The organism is Methylobacterium sp. WL120 (genome assembly GCF_008039465.1).
Lineage (GTDB): Bacteria > Pseudomonadota > Alphaproteobacteria > Rhizobiales > Beijerinckiaceae > Methylobacterium > Methylobacterium cerastii.
The window spans coordinates 1-23,638 of the sequence record NZ_VRUT01000074.1; the positions used below are offsets into that span (position 1 = coordinate 1).

Sequence of the window (23,638 nt, forward strand, 5' to 3'; positions counted from 1 at the left end):
GCTGCGGAGCGCCGGGCGGCGGTCGCCGAACGGGTCGAGCAGGTCGGCGTCGGGGGCGCGGTTGCCGAAGGCGTCGCCGGCCACGTCGGCGCCGTCCTCGGTCCCCGAGAGGTCGCCGTCCTCCGCGTCCGGCCGCATCGCGTAGGCGTTCTCGCGCGGCAGCAGCTTGTACTGCGTGTCGGCCATGCGGCCGTCGGCGGCCTTGCGGAAGTGCTCGGTGAACCCGCCGCCCGCGACGCGCTGCCCGCTGCGCGGGTCGATCGAGACGTCGACGAGCATCTGACGCGCCTCGGGGGAGGGCGGGGCGAGCGGGGTCTTGGCCACCCCGTTGGCCCAGGCCGCCTGGAAGATCGCCGACGCGATCGGCACGGAGACGTGGCCGCCGGTCTGGCCGCGGCCGAGCGTCTTGCGGGTGCCGTCGGCGTTGTCGTAGCCGACCCAGACCACCACCGTGACCTCGTTGGTGAACCCGGCGAACCACGCGTCGTTCTCGTTCTCCGAGGTGCCGGTCTTGCCGGCGACGAACTGCGAGACCCGCGACAGGGCCGCCGCGGTGCCGTGGTTGGTCACGCCCTGGAGCATGGTCTTGAGTTGGTAGAACGCCACCCGGTCGGCCGAGCCGATCCGCACCGGCTCGCGGGCGGCGTGGGCGTAGACGGGCGTGCCGTCGCGCTCGACCCCTTCGAGGGCGTAGGGCGCGGTGCGCGCGCCCTCGTTGGCGACCGCGGCGTAGAAGCCGGCGAGATCGATCATCCGCACCGGCTGGGCGCCGAGCACGAACGGATAGTACGGCTCGCAGGCCGCGTAGATCTGCGCCTCCAGCGCGATGTCGCAGACGCGCTTGAGGCTGGCCGGCGCCTTGTCCGCGATGCCGCCCTGGAGCAGGCGGGCGGTGACGAGGTTCTTCGAGAATTCCAAGCCCCGCCGCAAGGTCGTCGGCCCGGAGCCGCCGCCGTCGTAGTTCTTCGGTGACCAGCTGTCGCCGACCCCGCCGATCGGAGGCAGGGTCACGGGCGCGTCCATCACCAGGGTGTTGGGCTGGAGCCCGGCGTTGAGGGCCGCGAGGTAGGTCAGCGGCTTCAGGGTCGAGCCCGGCTGGCGCACCGCCTGCGTCACGCGGTTGAGCTGGCTCGCCGGATAGGAGAACCCGCCGGCCATCGCCAGGATGCGCCCCGTTCGGTTCTCCAGCACCAGAGCCGCACCCTGCACGGACGGCTTCACCCGGATCTCGGCACGAAGGCCCTTCTCGTCACGAGGCCCCTTGCCCTCGCGCAGCTTCACCCGGACGACGTCGTAGGGCTGCAGCTTGCCCCGCGCGATGCCGGGATCGAGCGACGCGACGCGGCCGTCGCCGAGCCCGACCTTCACGCCGTTGCGGCCGGTCTCCAGCACCACGGCGAGCGGCCAGCGCACGTCGTAGAGCACCGGCCGGGCGCTCTCGAGCGCGCGCAGCCACACGGGCTTCCCGGCCGGCGCGGCGACGGTCGCCTTCCCGCGCGCCGGCCTGCCGACGGGCGCCTTCGCCTCGGCAGGCTTGATCTCGGCAGGCTTGATCTCTGTAGGTTTGGCCTCCGCACCGGTGACGCCCGGCAGCGATTGCGGCGCGGCCTCGGGGGCGGGGACCGCCGCCTGGAGCTTGCGCACGCTCTCGGTGAGGTTGAACTCCGGCCCCGGATAGGTCTGGCGCCCGGTGCCGCGCTCGTAATTCGCCAGCCCGTCCTGCAACGCACCCTCGACCGCCCGCTGCAGCCCGGCGTTGATCGTCGAGCGCACGGTTAAGGAGTGGGCGGTGAGCGAATCCAGCCCGGCGAAGGTGCGGGCCTCGCGGGTGAGGTGGTCGACCACGTAGAACCCGGAATCGCGCCGCGCGGTCTCGACCGGCTTCAGCCCGAGGTCGGAGGCGACGGCCGCCGCCATCTCGGCCTCGGTGATCGCCCCCTCCTCCTTGAGGCGGGCGAGGACGTAGGCGCGGCGCTCGCGGGCCCGCTCGGGGTACTTGTCGGGGCTGTAGAAGTTCGGCCCCTTGGGCATGCCGGCGAGCAACGCCGCCTCGGGCAGGGTGAGTTGCCCGACCGACTTCCCGAAATAGCTCCTGGCGGCCATCTCGATGCCGTAGGCGCCGCGGCCGAGATAGATCCCGTTGAGGTAGAGCCCGAGGATCTGCGGCTTGCCGAGGATGCGCTCCAGGCGGGAGGCGACGATCATCTCGCGGATCTTGCGCTCGTAGGTGACGTCGTCGCCCACCGAGAGGTTCTTCACCACCTGCTGCGTGATGGTCGAGCCGCCGGCCGGCCGGCCGGGGGCGGCGAGGTTGCCGATGAAGGCGCGGATCACGCCCCGCTCGTCGATGCCGTGGTGGCTCTCGAAGCGCTTGTCCTCGGCGGCGATGAAGGCTTGTCGGACCAGCGGCGGCACGTCGGCGATCGGCACGACGAGGCGGCGGCCGTTCGGCTCGAAGGTCTCGGCGAAGGGCTTCCCCGAGGCGTCGAGGATGCGGGTCATGCCCGGCAGCGCCTTGTCGCGCAGGGCCTCGGCGGTCGGCAGGTCGGTGGTCGCGCGGTTGTAGAACTCGATCACCTCGCGGGCGTCGAACGGCGAGCCCTTCGGGTTCTCGCCCTTGCAGAACTGCTTGTAGCTCGTATTCAGCTCGCCGATGTCGAGCCCGTGCAGGATCTTGGGCGCCGCCGGCCCGGCCACGGCCGTCGGGTCCTCCATCGCGGTGGAGATCAGCTCGTCGAGGTTGATGTCCTCGATGTCGAAGGCCTTTCGCATGTGCGCGCAGCCGTCGCGCAGGATCTGAACGACCTGCGGACCGTCCACGGCCGGGTCGAACTGGGTCTTCAGCGCCTCGGGCTTGGTCGTGACCTGGCTCAGCGTCAGGGCGGTCGCAAACAGCTTGATCAGGATGGTGTTCATGCGATCCGGGGCACCGGCACGGCTGGGTTTCTCAGCGCACGCCGACCTTTGGCGCGGGCGGCTGAACAGGGCGTGCACAACGCGGCTGTTTTAAGGAGCCTCCCAGGCTCGGGGCTTGCGTGCGGCCGCGTATTGACGCCTCGTATGGACACGTTACGGTGAGGTGCGATGTTCGAGTGGGACGAGGCCAAGCGCCGGACGAATCTGCTCAAGCATCGGCTCGACTTCCGAGATGCGGCCGCCCTCTTCGATGGCAGACCGCGGCGAGAGACGCCAGTTCACGGTCGCGATCCTGGACGACCTGTTCGTCACCCTGATCTGGACATGGCGGAGCGAGACGCGGCGAGCGATCTCGATGAGGAGAGCACGCAATGGAGAGCGGGAAGCGTATCGTCAGCTATCCCTCCGCGGAACTGAAGGCGATGGTTGAGCGCGGGGAGAGCGAGACCGACTGGGAGGCCGTGAAGGCCATGACCGATGCCGAGGTCGAGGCCGCGATCGCGTCCGATCCCGACGAGGCGGGGCGGGAGATCGACTGGAGCAAGGCGGTCTTCCACCCCGAGTCGCGCAAGAAACCGATGACGATCCGGCTCGACGCCGACGTGCTGGCCTTCTTCCAGGGCCAGGGACGCGGGTACCAGACCCGGATCAACGCCGTGCTGCGCGCCTACATGGAACACGCGCGGAAGTAGCCGTCCGTCCGTCCGTTCCGTCGCCGCGCCCGGACGCCGCGGCCCCTTCGACCCCGACGAGGGCCACGCGCATGATCAACGACCTCTGGTACAAGAACGCGGTGATCTACTGCCTGTCGGTCGGCACCTTCATGGATGCCGACGGGGACGGGATCGGCGATTTCGCCGGGCTGGAGCGGCGGCTCGACTATCTCCAGGGGCTCGGCGTCACCGCGGTCTGGCTGATGCCGTTCCAGCCCTCGCCGAAGCGCGACGGCGGCTACGACATCGCCGACCATTACGGGGTCGACCCGGCCTACGGCTCGCTCGGCGACTTCGTCGCCTTCACCCACGCCGCCAAGCAGCGCGGCCTGCGGGTGCTGATCGACCTCGTGGTCAACCACACCTCGGACCAGCACCGCTGGTTCCAGTCCGCCCGCTCCGACCCGGATTCGCCCTACCGCGACTGGTACGTCTGGTCGAAGGAGAAGCCGGCCACGGCCTCCGAGGGCATGGTGTTTCCCGGTGTCCAGAAGACGACCTGGACCTGGGACGCGCAGGCCAAGGCCTACTACTTCCACCGCTTCTTCGACTTCCAGCCCGACCTGAACACGGCCAACCCCGCGGTGCTGGCCGAGATCCTGAAGATCATGGGGTTCTGGATCGAGCTCGGGGTCTCGGGCTTCCGCATGGACGCGGTGCCCTTCGTCATCGCGCGCAAGGGCGCCGACGTGGCGGGTGCGCCGACCGAGCAGTTCGACATGCTGCGCGACTTCCGCGAGTTCCTGCAATGGCGCAAGGGCGACGCGATCATCCTGGCCGAGGCCAACATCCTGCCCAAGCAGGACCTCGACTACTTCGGCGACGACGCCGACCGCATGCACATGATGTTCAACTTCCAGATCAACCAGGCGACGTTCTACGCGCTGGCCGGCCACGACGCGCGGCCGCTGGCCAAGGCGATCGAGCGGACGAAGCCGCGCCCGCTCTCGTGCCAGTGGGGCATCTTCCTGAGGAACCACGACGAGCTCGACCTCGGCCGCCTGACCGAGAAGCAGCGCCAGACCGTCTTCGAGGAATTCGGCCCCGAGAAGGGGATGCAGCTCTACGACCGCGGCATCCGCCGCCGCTTCGCGCCGATGCTCGACGGCGACCCGCGCCGCATCCGCCTGGCCTACTCGCTGATGTTCACCCTGCCCGGCACGCCGGTGCTGCGCTACGGCGACGAGATCGGCATGGGCGACGACCTGTCCCTGAAGGAGCGCGACTGCGCCCGCACGCCGATGCAGTGGACCCCCGAGGCCCAGGGCGGCTTCACCCGGTCGGCGACGCCGACCATGCCGCCGATCGACCACGGCCCCTACGGCTACGCCCACGTCAACGTCGCCGACCAGCGCCACGACCCGGGCTCGCTCCTCAACTGGATGCAGAGCATCATCCGCCTGCGCAAGGAGGCGCCGGAGATCGGCTGGGGCGACGTCACCGCCCTCGAGACCGGCCGGCCGGCGGTGCTGGCGCTCCGCTACGACTGGCGCGGCAACGCGGTCCTGTGCGTGCACAACCTCGGGCCCGGCCCGACCGAGCTCGCTCTCGACACCGGCGTCGCCGCGCCGGACGGCCTCGTGCTCGTCGACCTGCTCACCGGCGCGCGGAGCGAGGCGGACGAAGACGGGCGCCACTGCCTCTACCTGGAGGGCTACGGCTACCACTGGTTCCGGGTCGGCGGCCTCGACGCGCTCCTGAAGCGCAAGCCGACCTGAGGGGCGCGGACGCCTCGCGCTTGCGCCCCCGGCAGGGTAGGGGGGAGCACGAAGCGAGATGCCGATGCCCCGACGCCCCCCTCTTTCGCCCGATGCGACCATCGCGGACGTGCTGCCCGACCTGGAGGACGGCGAGGCCTACCTTCGCGCCGTGCTCGCCACCATGCGGATGTGCCAGAAGCATTTCGGCGACGCCGCGGTGCGGATCGGCGTCACCGCCAAGGGCGGACCGCCCTCGTACCGGATCGACCGCCCGGCGCCGGACGGCGCGGAGGGGCGGGTGCTGTTCGGCGCCTATGGCGGCCGGTCGCACGACCGCTTCACCCAGGTGAACACCGCCGAGACCCGCTGGAGCAGCCGGGCGCTCGGCATGGCCGAGATGCTGGCGCTCCACGACGGGTTCCGCCGGCCGAAGGGCGGCGCGTCAGAGTAAGGCGCCGGGCGCGCGTCAGAACCGCAGCCGCATCCCGGTCATGAAGGTCCGCGGCGGCCCGGCGAAGATCGCCCCGCTCGTGCCGGCCAGGACGGCGCGGCCGTTCTGCAGGCCGGTGACGGCGTTGAGGGAATTGGCGAGCGGGTTGGCGGCGCCGACAGTGGCCGTGTCGAACACGTTGCGGACCTCGCCGTAGAGGTCGAGGCGCCGGGCGTAGCCGACGAGCGCCGTCGCGTAGTGGACGTTGAGGTTCAGGACCGCGAAGCCCGGCACCCGCAGCAGGTTGGCGTTGTCGAGGAAGAAGCCGTCCTGCATCACCGCTTCGGCGTAGGCGCCGAGGCCGGCGAGCGGCCCGGCCGGCACGTCGTAGCCGATCCGGGCGAGGACCTGGTGCTCCGGCACCCCGACGATGCGATTGCCGGCCCGGTCGAACGCGGCGGCGAAGGCGCCGGCCGCCAGTCGCTCGACGAAGCGGGTGTAGACCTGGGCGTCGAAGCTGTAGGCCAGCGTCCCCCGCCAGCCCGAGCCGAGGGCCGCCTCCGCTCCGAGCTCGATGCCGCGGTGCTCGGAGGCCGGCACGTTGAAGGTGTAGGACAGGAGCCCCGCCCCCGGGGATTGGCCGACCAGCTCGTTGCGGAAGAACTCGTAGAATCCGGTGAGGCTGACGCGCACGCCCGCCAGCGGCGACCATTCCGCGCCGAGGTCGAAGCCGAGGTTCTCCTGGGGCCGGAGCCCGGTGTTCGAGCCGGGGATGCCGGCCGGCGTGACGAACAGGTTGCCCACCGACGGGGTCGCGTAGCCGGTGGCGACCCGCCCGCGCAGGGTCCAGTCCGCATCCGGCCGGTAGACGAGGACGAGCTCGGGCGCGACGTTGACGTAGGCCGGGTCGACCGGGGTGACCGCGGAGGCGGCGCCGGCCTCCGTGTAGGCGAAGATGGTGTTGCGCCCGGAGATCGCGGTGCGCGTCGCGCCGACCCCGAGCACGGCGGTCCAGCGGTCGGACACGGCGATCTCGGCCCGCGCCCGGCCGCCGAGGTTCTCCTGCGTCGCCTCCTGCAGGCCGACCAGCGCGCCGAGCCGCGGGCCGCCGAAGGCCGCCCGGTTGAAGGTCGGCGCGCGGATGTCGATGGTGTCGTAGCCCAAGGCCAGGAAGCCGGTGGCGGCGAGCCCGAACAGCTCGCCGCGCCGGGTCAGGTCGGCGGCGAGGTTGAGCGACGGCAGGCTGGCGCGGCCGGCCTGCACGTAGAACCGCTGGTCGTAGGAGCGCGCGTCGTAGCCGGCCTGGACGCGCCAGGTCGTCTGCGCGTCCACGTCGTGCTCCCAGCGCCCGGCGACGACCGTGCGGCGGTCGTCGCGCCCGAACCCGCCCTCGTCGGCGGTCACCGCCACGGTGCGGCCGGAGACGCCGTTGCGCAGGAGCGCGACCGTCGCGCAGCCGGACGCGGCGGCGGACGCGGTCTCGCAGCCGCGCTGGTACGGGTTGAGGGTGAACTGGTTCAGCGACGCGCGCACCGGCAGCCCGGCGGAGACGTGGTTGTCGATCACCTTGAGGGTGAAGCGGTCGTCCGCGCTCGGCGTCCAGCTCGCCAGCAGGTTCACGGTCTGGGTGTCGAAGCTCGAATGGCCCTGGTAGCCGTCGCCGCGCGCGTCGCTGGAGAACAGGCTGATCTCGAACGGGCCGCTCGCCTGGCCGACGGCGAAGGCGCTGTTCACGACGCCGAAGCTGCCGGCGTCGACCGCGACCTCGTAGCCGTCGATCTCCCGGCCGGTGCGGGTGCGGAACGCCAGCGCGCCGCCGCTGGCGTAGTTGCCGAACAGCGCCGATTGCGGCCCGCGGAACACGTCGATGCGGGAATAGGCGCGGGGGTCCGACAGGTCGAAGCGCGAGGCGCCGTCGGCTTGCGTCACCAGGAACCCGTCCTCCAGCACCACCATGTTGCGGGTGATTCCGGTGGAGCGGGCGTTGTTGCCGCGGATCGAGATCACCACGTCGCGGCCGCCGAGCCCCTGGCGGACGGTGACGCCGGGGCTGTTGGCGAGCACCGCGCCGATCGTCGTCGGCGGCCGGTCGTCGATCGTGCCGTCGCGGCCGACCGACGTCACCACCTGGCCGACCGGGTTCTCGATCGGAGCCGGCGCCGACCCGGGCGGAGCGGATACGCCGAAGGTGCGGGCCAGGAGGGCGCGGCTCGCGCCGGCGGGGGCCTCGCTCGTCACCGTCAGAGTGTCGAGGGTGACGCCGTCCTCGGCCCGCTCCCGGGCCGCCGCCGCGGACGGGAGCTGGGCCAGGGCCAGCGCCAGGGCCGGCGCGATCCGCCGGGCGCGGGCGCTTGGCCCCGGATGCCGGAACGCCCTCATTCGACGCGCGGCGCGGCCGGCGGCCGTGCGGCGGCGTCGAGGAGTGCGGGCGGCACGGACACAGGCACGGGCGGATCCGCGGGACGACATAGGATTGCGCACAAGGTTGTATCGGTTGCGCGGTCAACCAACCAGCGGAGTCCGGCGGGGCGCCGGTGAATCGGCCCAGCCGTCGCATTTCGGATACAAGCGTCCGTGGGGTGCGGCTCGATCCGATACGGGCTAGAACGTGTGGACCTCGCGCCCTCCAGTTTCGTGAACGGACGACCATGCCAGGCACGCCCCGCGTCGGGATCATCCCGGTGACGCCCTTCCAGCAGAACTGCACCCTGATCTGGGACGCGGCGACCAAGGTCGGCGCCGTCGTCGACCCCGGCGGCGACCTCGACCGGATCGAGGCGGCCATCGCCGAGCAGGGCGTGCGCGTGGAGAAGATCCTGCTGACGCACGGGCACATCGACCATGCCGGCGGCGCGGCCGAGCTGCGCGAGCGCCTGGGCGTGCCGATCGAGGGCCCGCACGAGGCCGACCGCTACCTGCTCGACTCGCTGCCCGAGACCGGCGCCAACTACGGCATCGACGGCGCCCGCGTCGTGACGCCGGACCGCTGGCTCGACGAGGGCGACGCGGTCACCGTCGGCCCGCTGGCCTTCGACATCCTGCATGCGCCGGGACATTCGCCCGGCAGCGTGGTCTTCGTCAGCCGCGATGCGCGCTTCGCGCTGGTCGGCGACGTGGTGTTCAAGGGCTCGGTCGGACGCACCGACCTGCCGGGCGGCAACCACGACCAGCTCATCCGCGCGATCAAGGAAAAGGTGCTGCCGCTCGGCGACGACCTCGCCTTCATCCCCGGCCACGGCCCCACCGGGACGCTCGGCGAGGAACGGGTCTCGAACCCGTTCCTGCAGGGTTGAGCGCGATGGAACAGCGCCCCCTCGGCCGCTCCGGCCTCGCCGTCGCCCCCCTGTGCCTCGGCGCCAACGTCTTCGGCTGGACGGCCGACGAGACCACGTCGTTCGCGATCCTCGACCGCCTGGTCGAGGCGGGCCTGAACTTCGTCGACACGGCCGACGTCTACTCGCGCTGGGCGCCCGGTCATGCCGGCGGCGAGTCGGAGGCGGTGATCGGGCGCTGGTTCGCCGCGCGCGGCCTGCGCGACAGGATCGTGCTGGCGACCAAGGTCGGCATGGACATGGGCGAGGGCCGCACCGGCCTTGCGCCCGCGCGCATCGCCGAGGCCTGCGAGGCGTCGCTGCGCCGGCTGCGGACCGACCGGATCGACCTGTACCAGTCGCATGCGGACGACGCGGCGACCCCGCAGGAGGAGACGCTGCGCGCCTACGAACGCCTGATCCAGGCGGGCAAGGTCCGGGCGGTCGGCGCCTCGAACTTCTCGGCCGTTCGCCTGCGCGAGGCGCTGGCGATTTCGGAGCGCGAGGGCCTGCCGCGCTACGAATGCCTGCAGCCCGATTACAGCCTCGCCGAGCGCGGCTACGAGGCCGATCTCGAGCCCCTGTGCCGCGAGGCGGGGCTCGGCGTCATCGGCTACTTCTCGCTGGCGGCCGGCTTCCTCACGGGCAAGTACCGCTCGGCGGAATCCGCCGCCGGCCGCGCCCGCGAGAACCGGGTTTCCAAGTACCTGACGCCGAAGGGCTTTGCGCTGCTGGGCGTCCTCGACGCGGTCGCCGCCGAGCACGACGCCACCCCGGCGCAGGTGGCGCTCGCCTGGATCATGGCCCGGCCCGGCGTCACCGCGCCGATCGCCAGCGCGACCTCGACGGCCCAGCTCGACGAGCTCGTCGGCGCCGTGACCCTGCGGCTTTCGCCGGACGCGGTCGCCCGGCTCGACGTGGCGACGGCGGGCGGGATTCAGGTCTAACCCGGCGTTAACGCGGCGCGGTCAGAACACGGGAACGAGCTTGGCCGTGCGTGCCCGGAAACGATGCAATTTCAAGGCGGAACGCCTATATGGGGCGGACTGATCGAATCGCAGGCGGGGCTGCTCCCAAGCGGGCGCCGGACCCTCGCGCTCAGACCCGCCTGCCCGAGGACCTTGATGTCTGACCAGAACCCGAACGACCCGTCCCAGGGCGCCGTGCCACCCGCCGAGTTCGTCGACGCCTACGGCGCGGAATCGATCCGCGTGCTCAAGGGCCTCGATGCGGTGCGCAAGCGCCCAGGCATGTATATCGGCGACACCGACGACGGCTCTGGCCTCCACCACATGGTCTACGAGGTGGTGGACAACGCCATCGACGAGGCGCTGGGGGGGCACGCCGACCTCGTCACCGTGACGCTGAACGCCGACGGCTCCTGCACCGTCTCGGACAACGGCCGCGGCATCCCGGTGGACATCCACAAGGAGGAGGGCGTCTCGGCGGCCGAGGTCATCATGACCCAGCTGCACGCCGGCGGTAAGTTCGACCAGAACTCCTACAAGGTCTCGGGCGGCCTGCACGGCGTCGGCGTCTCGGTCGTCAACGCCCTGTCGCAATGGCTGCGCCTGCGCATCTGGCGCAACGGCAAGGAGCACACGATGGAGTTCCGCCACGGCGACGCCGTGGCTCCGCTCAAGGTGGAGGGCCCCGGCGAGGGGCGTAAGGGAACCGAGGTCAGCTTCCTGCCCTCGACCGACACCTTCACGATGATCGAGTTCGACTTCGCGACGCTGGAGAAGCGCCTGCGCGAGCTCGCCTTCCTCAATTCCGGCGTCCGGATCGTGCTCACCGACGCGCGCCACGCCGAGCACCGGCGCGAGGAGCTGTACTACGAGGGCGGGATCGAGGCGTTCGTGCGCTACCTCGACCGCTCGCGCAAACCCATCGACGGGGTCAGCAAGCCGGTGATGGTGCGCGCCGAGCGCGACGGCATCCGCGTCGAGGTGGCGTTGTGGTGGAACGACTCGTTCAACGAGACCGTGCTGCCCTTCACCAACAACATCCCGCAGCGCGACGGCGGCACCCACATGGCGGGCTTCCGCGCCGCGCTGACCCGCCAGGTCACCGGCTACGCGGAATCCTCCGGCATCGCCAAGCGCGAGAAGATCACCCTCACCGGCGAGGATTGCCGCGAGGGCCTGACCGCAGTGATCTCGGTGCAGGTGCCGGACCCGAAGTTCTCGTCCCAGACCAAGGACAAGCTCGTCTCCTCCGAGGTGCGCCCGGCGGTGGAGAACGTGCTCAACGAGGGCCTGTCTAACTGGCTCGAGGAGAACCCGTCCCAGGCCCGCTCGGTGATGAGCAAGGTGATCCTGGCCGCCTCCGCCCGCGAGGCCGCGCGCAAGGCCCGCGAGACCGTGACCCGCAAGGGCGCGCTCGACATCGCCTCGCTGCCGGGCAAACTCGCCGACTGCCAGGAGCGCGACCCGAGCAAGTGCGAGATCCTGCTGGTCGAGGGCGACTCGGCCGGCGGCTCGGCCAAGCAGGGCCGCGACCGGACGTTCCAGGCGGTGCTGCCGCTGCGGGGCAAGATCCTCAACGTGGAGCGCGTGCGCGCCGACCGGATGCTGGGCTCGGCCGAGATCGGCACGCTGATCACCGCGTTGGGGGCCGGGATCGGGCGGTCCTCGACCGACCGCGAGGGCTTCAACCCGGACAAGCTGCGCTACCACCGCATCATCATCATGACCGACGCGGACGTGGACGGCTCGCACATCCGCACCCTGCTGCTGACCTTCTTCTTCCGGCAGATGCCGGAGCTGATCGAGCGCGGGCACCTCTACATCGCCCAGCCGCCGCTCTACAAAGCCGAGCGCGGCCGCAAGGCGCTCTACCTCAAGGACGAGCGCGCGCTCGAGGACTACCTGATCGACCAGGGCGTCGAGGGCGCGACGCTGACGCTGGCGTCGGGCGCCGCGTTCGGCGGGCCGCAGCTCAAGACCCTGGTCGAGGAGGCCCGCGCCTTCCGCGGCATCCTGCTGAACCTCCACATCCGCTACGACCGCTCGGTCGTCGAGCAGGCGGTGCTGGCCGGCGCGTTCCGGCCGGAGGCGGCCGAGCATGCCGGCGAGGCCGAGGTGCTGGCCGACGTGACGGCCAAGCGCCTCGACGCCATCGCCGACGACATCGAGCAGGGCTGGCAGGGCGAGGCGGCCGACGGCGGCTACGTCTTCGGGCGGACTCTGCGCGGCGTGCGCCAGGTCGCGACGCTGGACGCCGGCCTGATCGCCTCGCAGGAGGCGCGGCGCCTGGTCGACCGCGCCGACGCGCTCCGCGAGATCTACGGCGAGCCGGTGACGTTCTCGCGCAAGGGCGAGTCGACGGTCCTGCACGGGCCGGCCGCCCTGTTCGAGGCGGTGATGGCCTTCGGCCGCAAGGGGCTGCAGCTCCAGCGCTACAAAGGCTTGGGCGAGATGACCGCGCAGCAGCTCTGGGAGACGACGCTCGACCGCGACATCCGCTCGCTGCTCCAGGTGAAGGTCAAGGATACCGAGGAGGCCGGCGACCTCTTCGTCAAGCTGATGGGCGACGTGGTCGAGCCCCGCCGCGAGTTCATCCAGGAGAACGCGCTGAGCGTGGCGAACCTCGACGTGTAAGACTTATCCAGGGTGCGGCGGCGGTCGAACCACGGAACGCCGCAGGTTCGCCGAGATGTCTCGGCGTGGCCGCACTCTTCAGATCTGAAAGCGATCCCGCCTTTTCCACAGGAGAATAAGTCTCTCGTCGAGCAAGTCATAACCTTGCTCAGCGTCGGTCGGACGTTTTGACTTGGGAAAACTTGAATGTTGGCAATGCCTTTCTCTGATATTGCATGCGCCGTTTCGTCGAAAATTTACTGTCATGCTTTTTAATTTGTAGAAAAAGTGCTAGCTATGCGCGGCAGAAGGCTCGCAACGGGCCGGCATGCCGTGGAGAAGTGTCGCTGCGATGGCTTGGACGTCCTTCCGAAACGTGCTGTCGCCGACACCGCCCGCTCCCTCGCCTTCCCCCTCGCCCCAGCGCGAGGCGTCCGAACGGGCTGCCCGGGCCGATCGAGGCCTGCCGCAGGCCGACGTCCGCGCCGCCGCCTCCACCGAGCGCGCCAAGCCCAAGTCGGAAACCCTCCGCTCCTCGCTCGACTCGATCGGCCAGCGCGACGAGATCGTCCGGCAGCGGATCGAGGCGATGGTCGATCGCCTGGACGACCTCCGCACGCTGCAGGACGACTTCTCGTCGATCCTCGAGCCGATCATCAGCATCAGCGACGAACTCCCGCGCGCCAGCATGCGCATCGCGGAACTCGAGACGTCGCTGGCCCAGGAATTCCAGTCCGGACGCACGATCCGCCTCGAAGTCGCAGAGCTGTCGACGCGCATCTCGACCCTGGCGGGCGAACTGTCGGATGCGCTGGCCCGCGCGAGCCGGGCCGAGGATCATCTGCAGGCCGGGGAGGCGACGGTGGCCACGCAACGCGTGGAACTGCGCGACAAGACGCTCGCCATCGAGAACCTGGACCGTCAACTGTTCGCGGAGATCGAGCAGACCAAGGCCCTGACCGGCGAGAACAAGGCGCTTCGCCTGGAGGCTCAGGCCGCTGACAGCGCCCTCGCGCGATCGGAACACGATCTGCTGGGCGCCCGGGAGAGCCTGAGTGCCTTGGAGCAGGAAAGCCGTAGGCTCCAGGGGCTGAGCGAGGAGCAGGCCGGGCAGCTCTCGGAGCTGGCGGCCCGGCACCGGAACCTGGAAGGGATCGCGGAGGGCGAACGGCAGCGCCTGCGCGCCGTCGAAGCCCAGCTCGCCGCCGAGACGGCTTTGCGCGAGCGCAACGAGGCGCAGCACGAAGCCGAGATGACGACGCTGCGCACCGAGCGTGCGGGCTTGGCGATGAAGCTGGAGGCGGCGACCAACCGGGCCGATTCCCATGAGCAGCTGCTCACGCAATCGCGCAATCAGCTGCGCGAGAAGGACGAGGCGCATCGCATCGCCGACCGCAACTTCAAGGAGGCGAGCATCGCCCGCACGACCGCGGAACGGCGCCTCGACTCCCTCCAGAGCGATCTGGCCCGTCAGACGGAACGCTTCCTCGAGATGCAGCGCCTGCGCGCGGAACTCGATGCGCGATGCGACATGCTCAGCAAGGCGCTGGCCGCGAAGGATGCCGCCCTGGAGCAGGCAGGCGTGCGCAACGCGGCCCTCACCGAGCGGATCGAGCAGATCGTTCATCGCCAGGAAGCCGCACGGACGGAGTTCGAGACGACGACGCGCCGCCTGACGGAGGATCTCCAGAACGAGCGCTCGGAACGCGCCCTCGTGCAGGGCGCGCTGGACATCGCCCGGGAGACCCGGGTCACGCTCCAGAAGCAGTACGAGGCCCTCAAGCGCTCCGGGCGCGGCTGGCGCGGCATGGAGGAGGACATGGGGCGGCCGGGCCCCGATGCCGCCCCGCAGGAACCGAGCAACGTGCGTCCGTTCCTGCATCCGGACCAAGCCAGCTAGCGTTCTTTCCGCGGACGTGGACGCCGGTCCTGCGAAAGAAAGCACGTCATAACAGAGACCTAGAGCCGCTCCCGCTTGCAGCGCGACAAGGAACGGCTCTATCCCCAACCGATCATCCGGGAATTCGCCATGTCCGACACTGCTCAAAAGGATGCGTCGTCGTCTTCGGGGTCCGCGATGATGCTGCGCGCGTGGCAGGTCAACGCGGGCAAGCCGGGCGAGAAGATCGTCAGCCTTCTGCCGTCGTTCGAGAACACGGCGGGCGGCGAGGCGGCGGGCGCGCCCGAAGGGGGCGGCGCCCCCCTGCGCGAATGGTCCTCCGCCATCGATCTCATCCAGGAGGCCAGCGAGGCGATCCGCATCGGCGAGCAGAGAGCCGCCGAACTGGAAGCGCAGCTCAACCACGTGGTCACGCAGGCCTCCGAGGAGATGCGTCGCCTCAACCAGCAGATCGCGGCCGGGGAACAGAAGTTGGCGCGCGCGGAGGAACGGGCCCGCCTCGCCGAGACCCGCGCCGGCGACGCCGAGGCGCGGGCTGGTGACGCCGAGGCCTGGCTGGTGCGCCTGCACGATGCGGTGTTCGCGGCCTTCGGCCAGAGGAAGGCGCAGGAAACGGATTCGTCGCACGCCGACGCCGCCGGCTGAGCGAGCCCCCCGCCTGTGTCGGATTTCATGGTGTCGGACAATTCGAAGGCCGGAAAGAGCGGCTCCGTCGTCCTCTACGTGCCTTCGCGATCGGCGGGGTTCGATCCCGAAACGGCGCTCAGGCTCATCGCCCAGGCCAGCGAGGGCATGCAGAGCCTCGAGGCATGGCGGCAGACCATCCAGATCCAGGCCAACAAGCTGGTGTATCAAGTCCAGCGGGAACGCGAGGCGTTCGCGGCGGACATCGACGCATTGAACTACGAGATCGTCGTGTTGCGCCGGGAGGTTACCGAACTTCAGGCCGCCCTCACCGAGGCGAGGATCGCGAAGGACGCCTCGGCGATGCAGTGCGAGGCGGCCAGGACCCGAGCCGCGGATGCGGACCGGAAGACCCTCGCCGCGGAAGAGCGGGCGCAGACCGCCGAGGACTGGCTCGTGCGCCTTCAGGGCATCATCAGCGACGAGTTTTCCGCATCCTGAAGGTTCCCCTCGGCGCCGATCGCCCCGGACCCTCGGGATCGCTTCACCGGGTCTGCGTGTCGCCCTTCGCGGGCTTGGTGTTCGAAGACTCGGTGTTCGAAGACTCGGCCTTCAGGCAGGCATAGGTTCGCCTGAGCCAGATCTGCGCTTCGGCTTCCGCGGCCACCGCGATGGCGGCGCGATCCTCCGCAAGCCGCGCCCGCGCCTCGGCCTGCCGAAGCCGCTCCTCCGCCCCGTCGGCGCGCAGGCTGGCCGCCACGGCCGCGGCTTCGGCGGTGTGGGCTCGCCGCTCGGCCTCCTCCGTCTGATCAAGGCTGCGGCGGATCATCGCCCGCGCGTGCCGGGACATCGCCTGCGCGACGTCGTGCATCCGGCGAAGGTGCGCGCCGGCCTCGCGGATCTGCGCGATGGCCGACGGCCAATCGACCACCTGACCCGGTCCGGACGGTCCGCCCGCGACCTCCGGAGCCGCGAACAGAGGAACGACCGTGTTCGCCGCCGTCGCATCGGCCGCGACCCTCGAACGGCCGCGCCCGGCCTCGGCCGCCCGGACATCCGGCTCATCCGCCATCGGCGCGGCCGCGGGACGTCGCGCGACAGGGGCCATCAGGCACTCCGCTTCAGGTCCGGATCCAGGCCGAACTCGCTCGCGATCGTGTCGTAGACGCGGGACAGCCAGTCCTCGGCGATGCGCGCCCGCTCCTCCGCCGCAGCCACCCGCTCGTCCGCGGCCCTGAGCAGGGCATCGGTTCGGCTCTGGATCTCGACCACCCGCGCCTCGGCCGCCCGGACGCGCTCTCCGGCGCTCTTCACATCCTCGCGGACGCGTTCGAGAACCTCTTGGACGTGCATCTCCTTCTTCTGGACCGCGGCCTCGACCGCGCGGGTCTGATGGGCCGCGTGACGGACGCAATCGATCAGCTTCGACCAATCCTGCGACGGCGAAGGCCGCGCCGGGACGGCTGCGACGCTGCCGCCGGACGTGCCGACCAGCCGCAGTACGTTCGCGAGATGGCTCTCGGCGGCCGGCGCCGGCTCGGAGGCCTTCTCCCAAGGATACTCGTTCGCCGGACCCATCATGACCCTTCCGCCACCGCCACCGTCATCCCGAATATGCCATCCGCGGGCCGTCCGGGAGAAGCCGTCTAGGAAGCGTGAAAAGGCCGCCTTGTCCACCCGGACGATGCCATCCCGCCACGGGCGGATGTGCGACCGCGATCGGGCCGGCGCTCACCGGCCCTGTTCCGCCTGCGTGGGTCTCAGGCCGAAGCCGGCCCGGACGACCGCCGGACCGTGGGTCAGCTGGCGGCGCGCAACGGGATGACGTCGGCCAACGCCTGCTGCGCGGCCGCCTCGCGCTCGGCGGCTTCGAGGAAGGCGTGGGCCTCCGAGCGGCGCTCGAACACGTGCGGGGCGAGGCCGCGGCGGCTCAGGGCCTCCTGCATCTTCAGGCGCAGGAAGGCGCTCGTCGCGTAGCGCGTCGTCGTGAGGTAGTGGTACTTCGACAGGTACTCGATCATCTCGGCGTAGTCGTCGTAGAGGTTCTCGCCGATGCGGAACCCGTCGTGGTTGACCACCGAGTTCACCCGCTGCCCGGCCTTCAGGCAGGCGGTCTCGAGCACCTGCCGCAGGGCGTCGATGTCGCCCTTCGAGCGGACCTGCCAGCCTTCGAGGTTGACGAAGAGCAGGTTTCGGCCCGGGTCGTAGCTGACCCGGTCGGGCAGGTTGAGGTTCAGGAGGTCGGCCAGGAGCTCCATCGGCTCGTCGCGGAAGATGCGCAGGTCCATCGGGATCGGGTTCTCGATCACCGGCGTGAAGTCCATGTGGGCGAGGATGTCGCGGCCGATGTCGATGCCCGGAGCCACCTCGATCAGCTCCAGCCCGGCCTGCGTCAGGTTGAAGACGCAGCGCTCCGTCACGTAGAGCACCGGCTGGCGGCGCTCCTGCGCGAACGGCCCGCTGAAGGTGTTCTGCTCGACGGCCGCCACGAACTTGCGCGAGCGCCCCTCCTGCACGATCCGCAGGCGCCCCTCGTCGATCTCGGTGACGAGGCCGCCGGAGGTGAAGGTGCCGGCGAACACCACCTTGCGGGCGTTCTGCGAGATGTTGATGAAGCCGCCGCAGCCGTTGAGCCGGCCGCCGAAGCGGCTGGTGTTGACGTTGCCGGCGCCGTCGCATTCGGCGAGCCCCAGGCAGGTCATGTCGAGGCCGCCGCCGTCGTAGAAGTCGAACATCTGGTTCTGGTCGATGATCGCGTCGGCGTTGGTCGCCGCGCCGAAGCTCGAGCCCGAGGCCAGCACGCCGCCTACCGCCCCGGCCTCGGTCGTCAGGGTGATGTAGGGGGTGACCTTCTCCTCGTTGGCGACCGACGAGATGCCTTCGGGCGCGCCGACGCCGAGGTTGACCACGCCGTTCGGCGGCAGCTCGAACGCGGCGCGGCGCGCGATGATCTTGCGCGCGTCGAGCGTCATCTTCTTGAGGCCGGTCACCGGCACGCGGATCTCGCCGGCGAGCGCCGCGTCGTGCTGGACGCCGTAATTCATGCGGTGGTGCTCGGGCGGCGCCACCACGACGCAGTCGACCAGGATGCCCGGCACGCGCACGTCCTTGGGCTTGATCGAGCCCTGCTCGACGATGCGCTCCACCTGCGCGATGACGATGCCGCCGTTGTTGCGCGCCGCCATCGCCTGGGCGAGGTTGTCCAGCGTCAGCGCCTCCTTGGAGACGCAGAGGTTGCCCGACGGGTCGGCGCTGGTGGCGCGGATGAAGGCGACGTCGATCTTGGTGGCCCGGTAGAACAGCCACTCCTCGCCCTCGACTTCCACGACCTTGACGATCTCCTCGGTGGTCAGGGTGTTCACCCGGCCGCCGCCGTGGCGCGGGTCGACGTAGGTGTGCAGGCCGACCTTCGAGAACAGGCCCGGCTGGCCGGCCGCGCAGGCGCGGTAGAGCTGCGAGATCACGCCCTGCGGCAGGTTGTAGCCGCGGATGCGGTTGTCCTGGGCGGCCTGCGCCACCTTCGGCATCCGCCCGAAGTTCGCCGCGATCACCCGCCCGAGCAGGCCCTCGTGGTGGAGGCGCCCGGTGCCCAGCCCTTTGCTGTCGCCGGCGCCCGCCGTCATGATCAGGGTGAGGTTGCCGGGCGCGCCGGTCTCGACGAAGCGCTTCTCGAGGGCGGCGTGCAGCGCCTCGGGGATGCAGCTCTGCACGAAGCCGGTCGTCGTGACGACGTCGTCGGTGCGGATGAGCGCGATCGCCTCGTCGGCGCTGACGATCTTGTTCTTCTTCACGCCACTCTCCCTGCCGACGACCGTTCCGGTCTCGTTGCCGCTGTTCGGCGGCGCCTGTTGGGTCAGGCTCTATTCTTGACGGATCGCGACGGGATGGCCGCGCGAAACCGCATTCGGGGAGGTTAGGGCAAGCCGGCGCCACCCTGCAAACGAACATTATTTGTCGGGACGTTGAAATTAACTCGCTCGTCGGCCGAGAGAATATTGCATTCAGTCGGGCGGGGCTGGAACGCCAACCGCGGGCGGTCGCCGGGTCTCCTCGGCGAGTTCGGCCGGTCCGCGGCTCGCTGGTCAGCCGGCCGGCGCCGTGTCATGGGCTGAAGCCGTGACCGATCATCCCCACGCCCTCCCGGCCGCAGGCGCGGCCTTGTCATCCCCAGGCGCTCCCCTGCCGACCGAAGGCGCGGCCAGCCTCGGCTGGTCCGACTTCTTCGAGGACCAGCGCGCGCCGGCCGAGGCCGACTTCGCGCCGATGCGGATCGCCCTGGTCCACCGCTCCCGCCTGACCGCCCTGTCGACCGCCGGCCCCGTCGAGCTGCTGCTGCCGGTCCACGCCAGCACCGGCGACGTGACGGTCGGCGACTGGGTCCTGGCCGACCCGCGGACCCTGACCCTGCACCGGCGGCTGTCGCGCAGGACCGTGCTGCAGCGGCGCACCGAAGGCGGCAAGGTCCCGCAGGTGGCGGCCGCCAACGTCGACACCCTGTTCGTCGTCACCTCGTGCAACGCCGACTTCAACCCGGCCCGCCTGGAGCGCTACCTCGCGCTCGCCAACCAGGGCGGCACCGATCCGGTGATCCTCCTCACCAAGGGCGACCTGACCGACGACGTCGAGGCCTACCGCCGGCAGGCCGCAGCGCTCCAGCGCGGGTTGTCGGTGGTCGGCGTCAACCCGCGCAGCCCGGACGCCGCGGCGGCGCTGGCGCCCTGGTGCGGGCCCGGGCAGACCGTGGCGCTGGTCGGCTCGTCCGGCGTCGGCAAGTCGACGCTCGTCAACACGCTGGCCGGGCCCGGCCAGGACGCGCCGCAGGAGACCGGCGCGATCCGGGAGCACGACGCCAAGGGGCGCCACACCACGACGGCGCGCTCGCTGCACGCGATGGCGGGCGGCGGCTGGGTGATCGACACGCCGGGGATGCGCACGCTCCACGTCAGCGACGCCGCGGAGGGGATCGAGACGCTGTTCGCCGAGATCACCGAGCTGGCGCCCGACTGCCGGTTCCGCGACTGCACCCACGCCCACGAGCCCGGCTGCGCGGTGCAGGCCGCCATCGCCGAGGGCGCCCTCGACCCCGACCGCCTGGACCGCTGGCGCAAGCTCGTCGAGGAGAACCGCGACAAGACCCCGGCGACGGCGCCCCGCCGCCCGCGCAGGCACTGAGCGCGCGACCGGTCTTCAGGCTTTCGGGGAGTCGTAACCGCGCCGTCCGGCGCGGATCGGCCGTCCGTGCGCACGGCGTCACCGGACCGTCATGCGCGGCGCCTATCCGAAGGCGGCTGAACTCCGATCGCCGTCGAGATCCATCATGTCCGATTCCGCCAGCCTGACGCCGCCCCGGGTGGGCGCCGAACCGCGGCGCGCCTCGGGTCCGACGCTCGATCGCGGCATGCATCCGGGCGGGATCATCGCCTTCCTGCTCGTCCTGGTGGCGGGCCTGGTCTACGCCGTCGTCAGCCTGATCGCCGACATGAACGCCGTCGGCCAGTCGCCGCTGGCGATCGGCGCCTTCGTCCTCCTCGGGCTCGCCCTGCTGATCGCGCTCGCCTTCGAGTTCGTGAACGGCTTCCACGACACCGCCAACGCGGTGGCGACCGTGATCTACACCCACTCGATGCCGCCGCTCGTGGCGGTGATCTGGTCGGGTGCCTTCAACTTCCTCGGGGTGATGCTGTCCTCGGGCGCGGTGGCCTACGCCATCGTCACGCTGCTGCCGGTGGAGCTGATCCTGCAGGTCGGGTCCGGCGCCGGCTACGCGATGATCTTCGCCCTGCTCATCGCCGCGATCATCTGGAACCTCGGCACCTGGGCCTTCGGCCTGCCGAACTCCTCCTCGCACGCGCTGATCGGCTCGGTGATCGGCGTCGGGCTCGCCAACCAGCTGATGGCGCCGGAGGGCTCCGCGACCTCGGGCGTCGACTGGGCCCAGGCGCTCGGCGTGTTCAAGGCGCTGCTGTTCAGCCCGCTCATCGGCTTCGTCGCCGCGGCGCTCCTGCTGCTGGCGCTCAAGTTCACCGTGCGGCGCAAGGACCTCTACGAGGCGCCGAAGGGCGACACGCCGCCCCCGCTCTGGATCCGCTCGCTGCTGATCCTGACCTGCACGCTGGTCTCGTTCTTCCACGGCGGCAACGACGGCCAGAAGGGCATGGGCCTGATCATGCTGATCCTGATCGGCGCCGCGCCGACTGCCTACGCCCTCAACCGCACCATGGCCGACGACACCACGCCGGCCTTCATCCAGACCTCGCAGAACGCCAGCACGGTGTTCGCCAGCCACGCCGGCACCACGGCCCAGCCCGACGCCGCGGCCGCCCGCAAGGAGGTCTCGGACGCCCTCAAGACCAAGGACCTGAACCAGCCGGCGGTCTACGGCGCGCTGGCCGCACTCTCCACCGACATCGCCGCCAACGTGAAGAACTACGGCGCGATCAAGCAGGTGCCGGCGGCGCAGACCTCAAACCTGCGCAACGACATGTACCTCGCCACCGACGCGATCCGGCTGCTGCCGAAGAACGGCGCCAGCTTCTCGGAGGCCGAGGCCGGCACGCTGAAGGCCTATGCGGGCCTCCTCAACGACGGCACGCGCTACATCCCGACCTGGGTGAAGGTCTGCGTCGCCCTGGCGCTGGGGCTGGGCACCATGGTCGGCTGGAAGCGCATCGTCGTCACCGTCGGCGAGAAGATCGGCAAGACCCACCTCACCTACGCGCAGGGCGCCTCGGCCGAGCTCGTGGCCGCCGGCACGATCGGCCTGGCCGAGGTCTACGGCCTGCCGGTCTCGACCACGCACATCCTGTCCTCGGGCGTCGCCGGCACCATGGCGGCCAACGGCTCCGGGCTGCAGATGTCGACCGTGCGCAACATGGCGCTGGCGTGGGTGCTGACGCTGCCGGCGGCGATCACCCTGGCGGGCGTGCTGTTCTTCATCCTCCGCCACGTGTTCTGAACAGGGCCGCGCGGGCCGCGACGCGGTCCGCGCCCTGGCTCGAAGGTTGCATGCCAGGGCGCCGACGCCCGGACGCACCGCGCGGCGGCCGGCGCCGCCCGTGATCGCAGGCCGGGTCCCTCGCGCGGACTCCGATGCCGGCCCTGGTCCAACCCGTGCCCACGATCCCATCCGCGGCCGAGCGCGCGACGCGCGAGGCCGCGTACCGGACGATCACGTGGCGGCTGCTGCCGTTCTTGATGGCCCTCTGGATCCTGTCGTGGATCGACCGGGTCAACATCGGCTTCGCCAAGCTGCAGATGCTGGGCGACCTGAAGTTCAGCGAGACGGTCTACGGCGTCGGCGCCGGGATCTTCTTCGTCGGCTACTTCCTGTTCGAGGTCCCGAGCAACCTGCTGCTCGAACGGGTCGGCGCCCGCAAGACCATCGCCCGGATCACCATCCTCTGGGGGATCTGCTGCGTGGCGATGATGTTCGTCACCACCGTGCCGGCCTTCTACCTGCTCCGGCTCCTCCTCGGGATCTTCGAGGCCGGGTTCTATCCCGGGGTGATCCTGTACCTGACCTACTGGTATCCGACCGGGCGGCGGGCCCGCGTGTTCGGCCTGTTCATGTCGGCCTCGGCGCTCGCCGGCGTGATCGGCGGACCTCTGGCCGGCACGATCATGACGGGCCTCGACGGCGCCAACGGCTGGTCCGGCTGGCAATGGGTGTTCCTGATCGAGGGCATCCCGTCGATCCTCGCGGGCCTCGTCACGCTGGCCTACCTCACCGACCGGCCCGAGAAGGCCGGCTGGCTCGCGCCCGAGGCGCGGGCGCTGGTCGCCGCCGACCTCGCCCGCGACGCGGCGGCGCTCGGCCCCCGCGAGCACCGGATCCTGGCCTCACTCGCCGACCTGCGGGTCTGGCAGTGCATCGCGATCTTCTTCTGCATCGTCACGGCCAACTCCGCGCTCACCTTCTTCGGGCCGACGATCGTGCGCGAGGCCGGCTTCACCGATCCGGCGACAGTCGGCTGGATCATGTCGGGCGCCTACCTCTGCGGCGGGGCCGGGATGATCCTCAACGGCCGGCATTCGGACCGGACCGGCGAGGCGCGCTACCATTGCGGGCTCGCGGCCCTGGGCGGCTCCGTCTCGATCGCGCTCCTCGGCTTCCTCGTCCCGGGAAGCCCTTACCTCGCGCTCGCGGCCCTGACGCTGGCCATCGTCGGCACGATGAGCGCCATCCCGGTGTTCTGGCAGATCCCCGGCCAGTTCCTGGCCGGCTCGGCCGCGGCCGCCGGCATCGCGCTGATCAATGCGGTGGCGAACCTCGCCGGCTTCGGCGCGCCGGCCGCCATGGGCTACCTGAAGGAGGCCACGGGCTCGGTCTCCACCGGCCTCTGGCTCGTGGCGGCCTTCGAGTTCGCCACCGTCATCCTGATCCTGGCGTTCATTCCCGCCCCGGCGCCCAGGCGGCAGGCCGAGGCGCGCGCGGTCGCCGCCGCCGGCGAGACGGCCCTGCCT

At 70.8% G+C, this 23,638-nt stretch carries 17 protein-coding genes; 12 read left to right on the forward strand and 5 right to left on the reverse strand.

Annotated elements, in window-relative coordinates:
• Window positions 1-2,916: transglycosylase domain-containing protein (locus tag FV229_RS14940; protein WP_147752737.1), on the reverse strand; the 2,916-nt coding region annotated here is incomplete at its 3' end.
• Between the two features lie 371 nt (window positions 2,917-3,287).
• Between FV229_RS14940 and FV229_RS14950 the strand changes: the two genes are divergently transcribed.
• The 3 genes from FV229_RS14950 (at window position 3,288) to FV229_RS14960 (ending at window position 5,780) form a co-directional block, all read left to right on the forward strand.
• Window positions 3,288-3,608 carry a BrnA antitoxin family protein gene (locus tag FV229_RS14950; protein WP_147752738.1) on the forward strand — a complete coding sequence of 107 codons (321 nt, stop codon included), beginning with the start codon at window positions 3,288-3,290 and terminating at the stop codon, window positions 3,606-3,608.
• 71 nt (window positions 3,609-3,679) lie between these two features.
• Window positions 3,680-5,347 carry an alpha-amylase family protein gene (locus tag FV229_RS14955; protein WP_147752739.1) on the forward strand — a complete coding sequence of 556 codons (1,668 nt, stop codon included), beginning with the start codon at window positions 3,680-3,682 and terminating at the stop codon, window positions 5,345-5,347.
• A gap of 64 nt (window positions 5,348-5,411) precedes the next feature.
• Window positions 5,412-5,780 (forward strand): hypothetical protein, encoded by a 369-nt coding sequence (locus FV229_RS14960; RefSeq protein ID WP_147752740.1) that lies wholly within the window; start codon window positions 5,412-5,414, stop codon window positions 5,778-5,780.
• Between the two features lie 15 nt (window positions 5,781-5,795).
• Here the strand turns inward: FV229_RS14960 and FV229_RS14965 are convergent, their stop codons facing one another.
• Complete coding sequence (locus FV229_RS14965; RefSeq protein ID WP_147752741.1) at window positions 5,796-8,138, reverse strand: TonB-dependent receptor; 2,343 nt, start codon at window positions 8,136-8,138, stop codon at window positions 5,796-5,798.
• A gap of 269 nt (window positions 8,139-8,407) precedes the next feature.
• Here FV229_RS14965 and FV229_RS14970 point away from each other — a divergent pair, with 269 nt between their 5' ends.
• From FV229_RS14970 to FV229_RS14995, 6 genes are all read left to right on the forward strand, one after another.
• Entirely contained in the window at window positions 8,408-9,052 is a 645-nt protein-coding gene (locus FV229_RS14970; RefSeq protein WP_147752742.1) for an MBL fold metallo-hydrolase, read from the forward strand.
• Between the two features lie 5 nt (window positions 9,053-9,057).
• Window positions 9,058-10,017, forward strand: a complete 960-nt coding sequence (locus FV229_RS14975) for an aldo/keto reductase (RefSeq protein WP_147752743.1) — start codon at window positions 9,058-9,060, stop codon at window positions 10,015-10,017.
• Between the two features lie 177 nt (window positions 10,018-10,194).
• Window positions 10,195-12,672 (forward strand): DNA topoisomerase (ATP-hydrolyzing) subunit B, encoded by a 2,478-nt coding sequence (gene gyrB / locus FV229_RS14980; RefSeq protein WP_210246605.1) that lies wholly within the window; start codon window positions 10,195-10,197, stop codon window positions 12,670-12,672.
• A 331-nt stretch (window positions 12,673-13,003) separates the two neighbouring features.
• Window positions 13,004-14,551, forward strand: a complete 1,548-nt coding sequence (locus tag FV229_RS14985) for a chromosome partitioning protein ParA (RefSeq protein ID WP_147752744.1) — start codon at window positions 13,004-13,006, stop codon at window positions 14,549-14,551.
• Window positions 14,552-14,626: 75 nt separating this feature from the next.
• Window positions 14,627-15,196 (forward strand): hypothetical protein, encoded by a 570-nt coding sequence (locus FV229_RS14990; protein WP_238272068.1) that lies wholly within the window; start codon window positions 14,627-14,629, stop codon window positions 15,194-15,196.
• Window positions 15,197-15,211: 15 nt separating this feature from the next.
• The gene (locus tag FV229_RS14995; RefSeq protein WP_147752745.1) at window positions 15,212-15,676 is read left to right on the forward strand and encodes a hypothetical protein; all 465 of its coding nucleotides are present in this window, start codon (window positions 15,212-15,214) and stop codon (window positions 15,674-15,676) included.
• Window positions 15,677-15,719: 43 nt separating this feature from the next.
• Here FV229_RS14995 and FV229_RS15000 read toward each other — a convergent pair whose 3' ends face one another.
• From FV229_RS15000 to FV229_RS15010, 3 genes are all read right to left on the reverse strand, one after another.
• Entirely contained in the window at window positions 15,720-16,106 is a 387-nt protein-coding gene (locus FV229_RS15000) for a hypothetical protein (RefSeq protein WP_147752746.1), read from the reverse strand.
• 176 nt (window positions 16,107-16,282) lie between these two features.
• A complete protein-coding gene (locus FV229_RS15005; protein ID WP_238272067.1) occupies window positions 16,283-16,756 on the reverse strand; it encodes a hypothetical protein in 474 nt (157 codons plus the stop codon).
• Window positions 16,757-16,974: 218 nt separating this feature from the next.
• Window positions 16,975-18,966, reverse strand: a complete 1,992-nt coding sequence (locus FV229_RS15010; RefSeq protein WP_147752747.1) for a malonate decarboxylase subunit alpha — start codon at window positions 18,964-18,966, stop codon at window positions 16,975-16,977.
• 367 nt (window positions 18,967-19,333) lie between these two features.
• Between FV229_RS15010 and rsgA the strand changes: the two genes are divergently transcribed.
• The 3 genes from rsgA to FV229_RS15025 form a co-directional block, all read left to right on the forward strand.
• Window positions 19,334-20,347, forward strand: coding sequence for a ribosome small subunit-dependent GTPase A (rsgA, locus tag FV229_RS15015; protein ID WP_147752753.1), 1,014 nt, complete (start codon window positions 19,334-19,336; stop codon window positions 20,345-20,347).
• A 145-nt stretch (window positions 20,348-20,492) separates the two neighbouring features.
• The gene (locus FV229_RS15020) at window positions 20,493-22,130 is read left to right on the forward strand and encodes an inorganic phosphate transporter (protein WP_147752748.1); all 1,638 of its coding nucleotides are present in this window, start codon (window positions 20,493-20,495) and stop codon (window positions 22,128-22,130) included.
• 134 nt (window positions 22,131-22,264) lie between these two features.
• The coding region (locus FV229_RS15025) for an MFS transporter (RefSeq protein WP_147752749.1) at window positions 22,265-23,638 on the forward strand (1,374 nt) is incomplete at its 3' end.

Coding starts and splice junctions, on each gene's coding strand:
- FV229_RS14965 (WP_147752741.1), bottom strand. CDS start 8,138: ATGAGGGCGTTCCGGCATCCGGGGCCAAGCGCCCGCGCCCGGCGGATC.
- FV229_RS14975 (WP_147752743.1), top strand. CDS start 9,058: ATGGAACAGCGCCCCCTCGGCCGCTCCGGCCTCGCCGTCGCCCCCCTG.
- FV229_RS14955 (WP_147752739.1), top strand. CDS start 3,680: ATGATCAACGACCTCTGGTACAAGAACGCGGTGATCTACTGCCTGTCG.
- FV229_RS15020 (WP_147752748.1), top strand. CDS start 20,493: ATGTCCGATTCCGCCAGCCTGACGCCGCCCCGGGTGGGCGCCGAACCG.
- FV229_RS14985 (WP_147752744.1), top strand. CDS start 13,004: ATGGCTTGGACGTCCTTCCGAAACGTGCTGTCGCCGACACCGCCCGCT.
- FV229_RS14970 (WP_147752742.1), top strand. CDS start 8,408: ATGCCAGGCACGCCCCGCGTCGGGATCATCCCGGTGACGCCCTTCCAG.
- FV229_RS14960 (WP_147752740.1), top strand. CDS start 5,412: ATGCCCCGACGCCCCCCTCTTTCGCCCGATGCGACCATCGCGGACGTG.
- FV229_RS14950 (WP_147752738.1), top strand. CDS start 3,288: ATGGAGAGCGGGAAGCGTATCGTCAGCTATCCCTCCGCGGAACTGAAG.
- FV229_RS15005 (WP_238272067.1), bottom strand. CDS start 16,756: ATGATGGGTCCGGCGAACGAGTATCCTTGGGAGAAGGCCTCCGAGCCG.
- gyrB (WP_210246605.1), top strand. CDS start 10,195: ATGTCTGACCAGAACCCGAACGACCCGTCCCAGGGCGCCGTGCCACCC.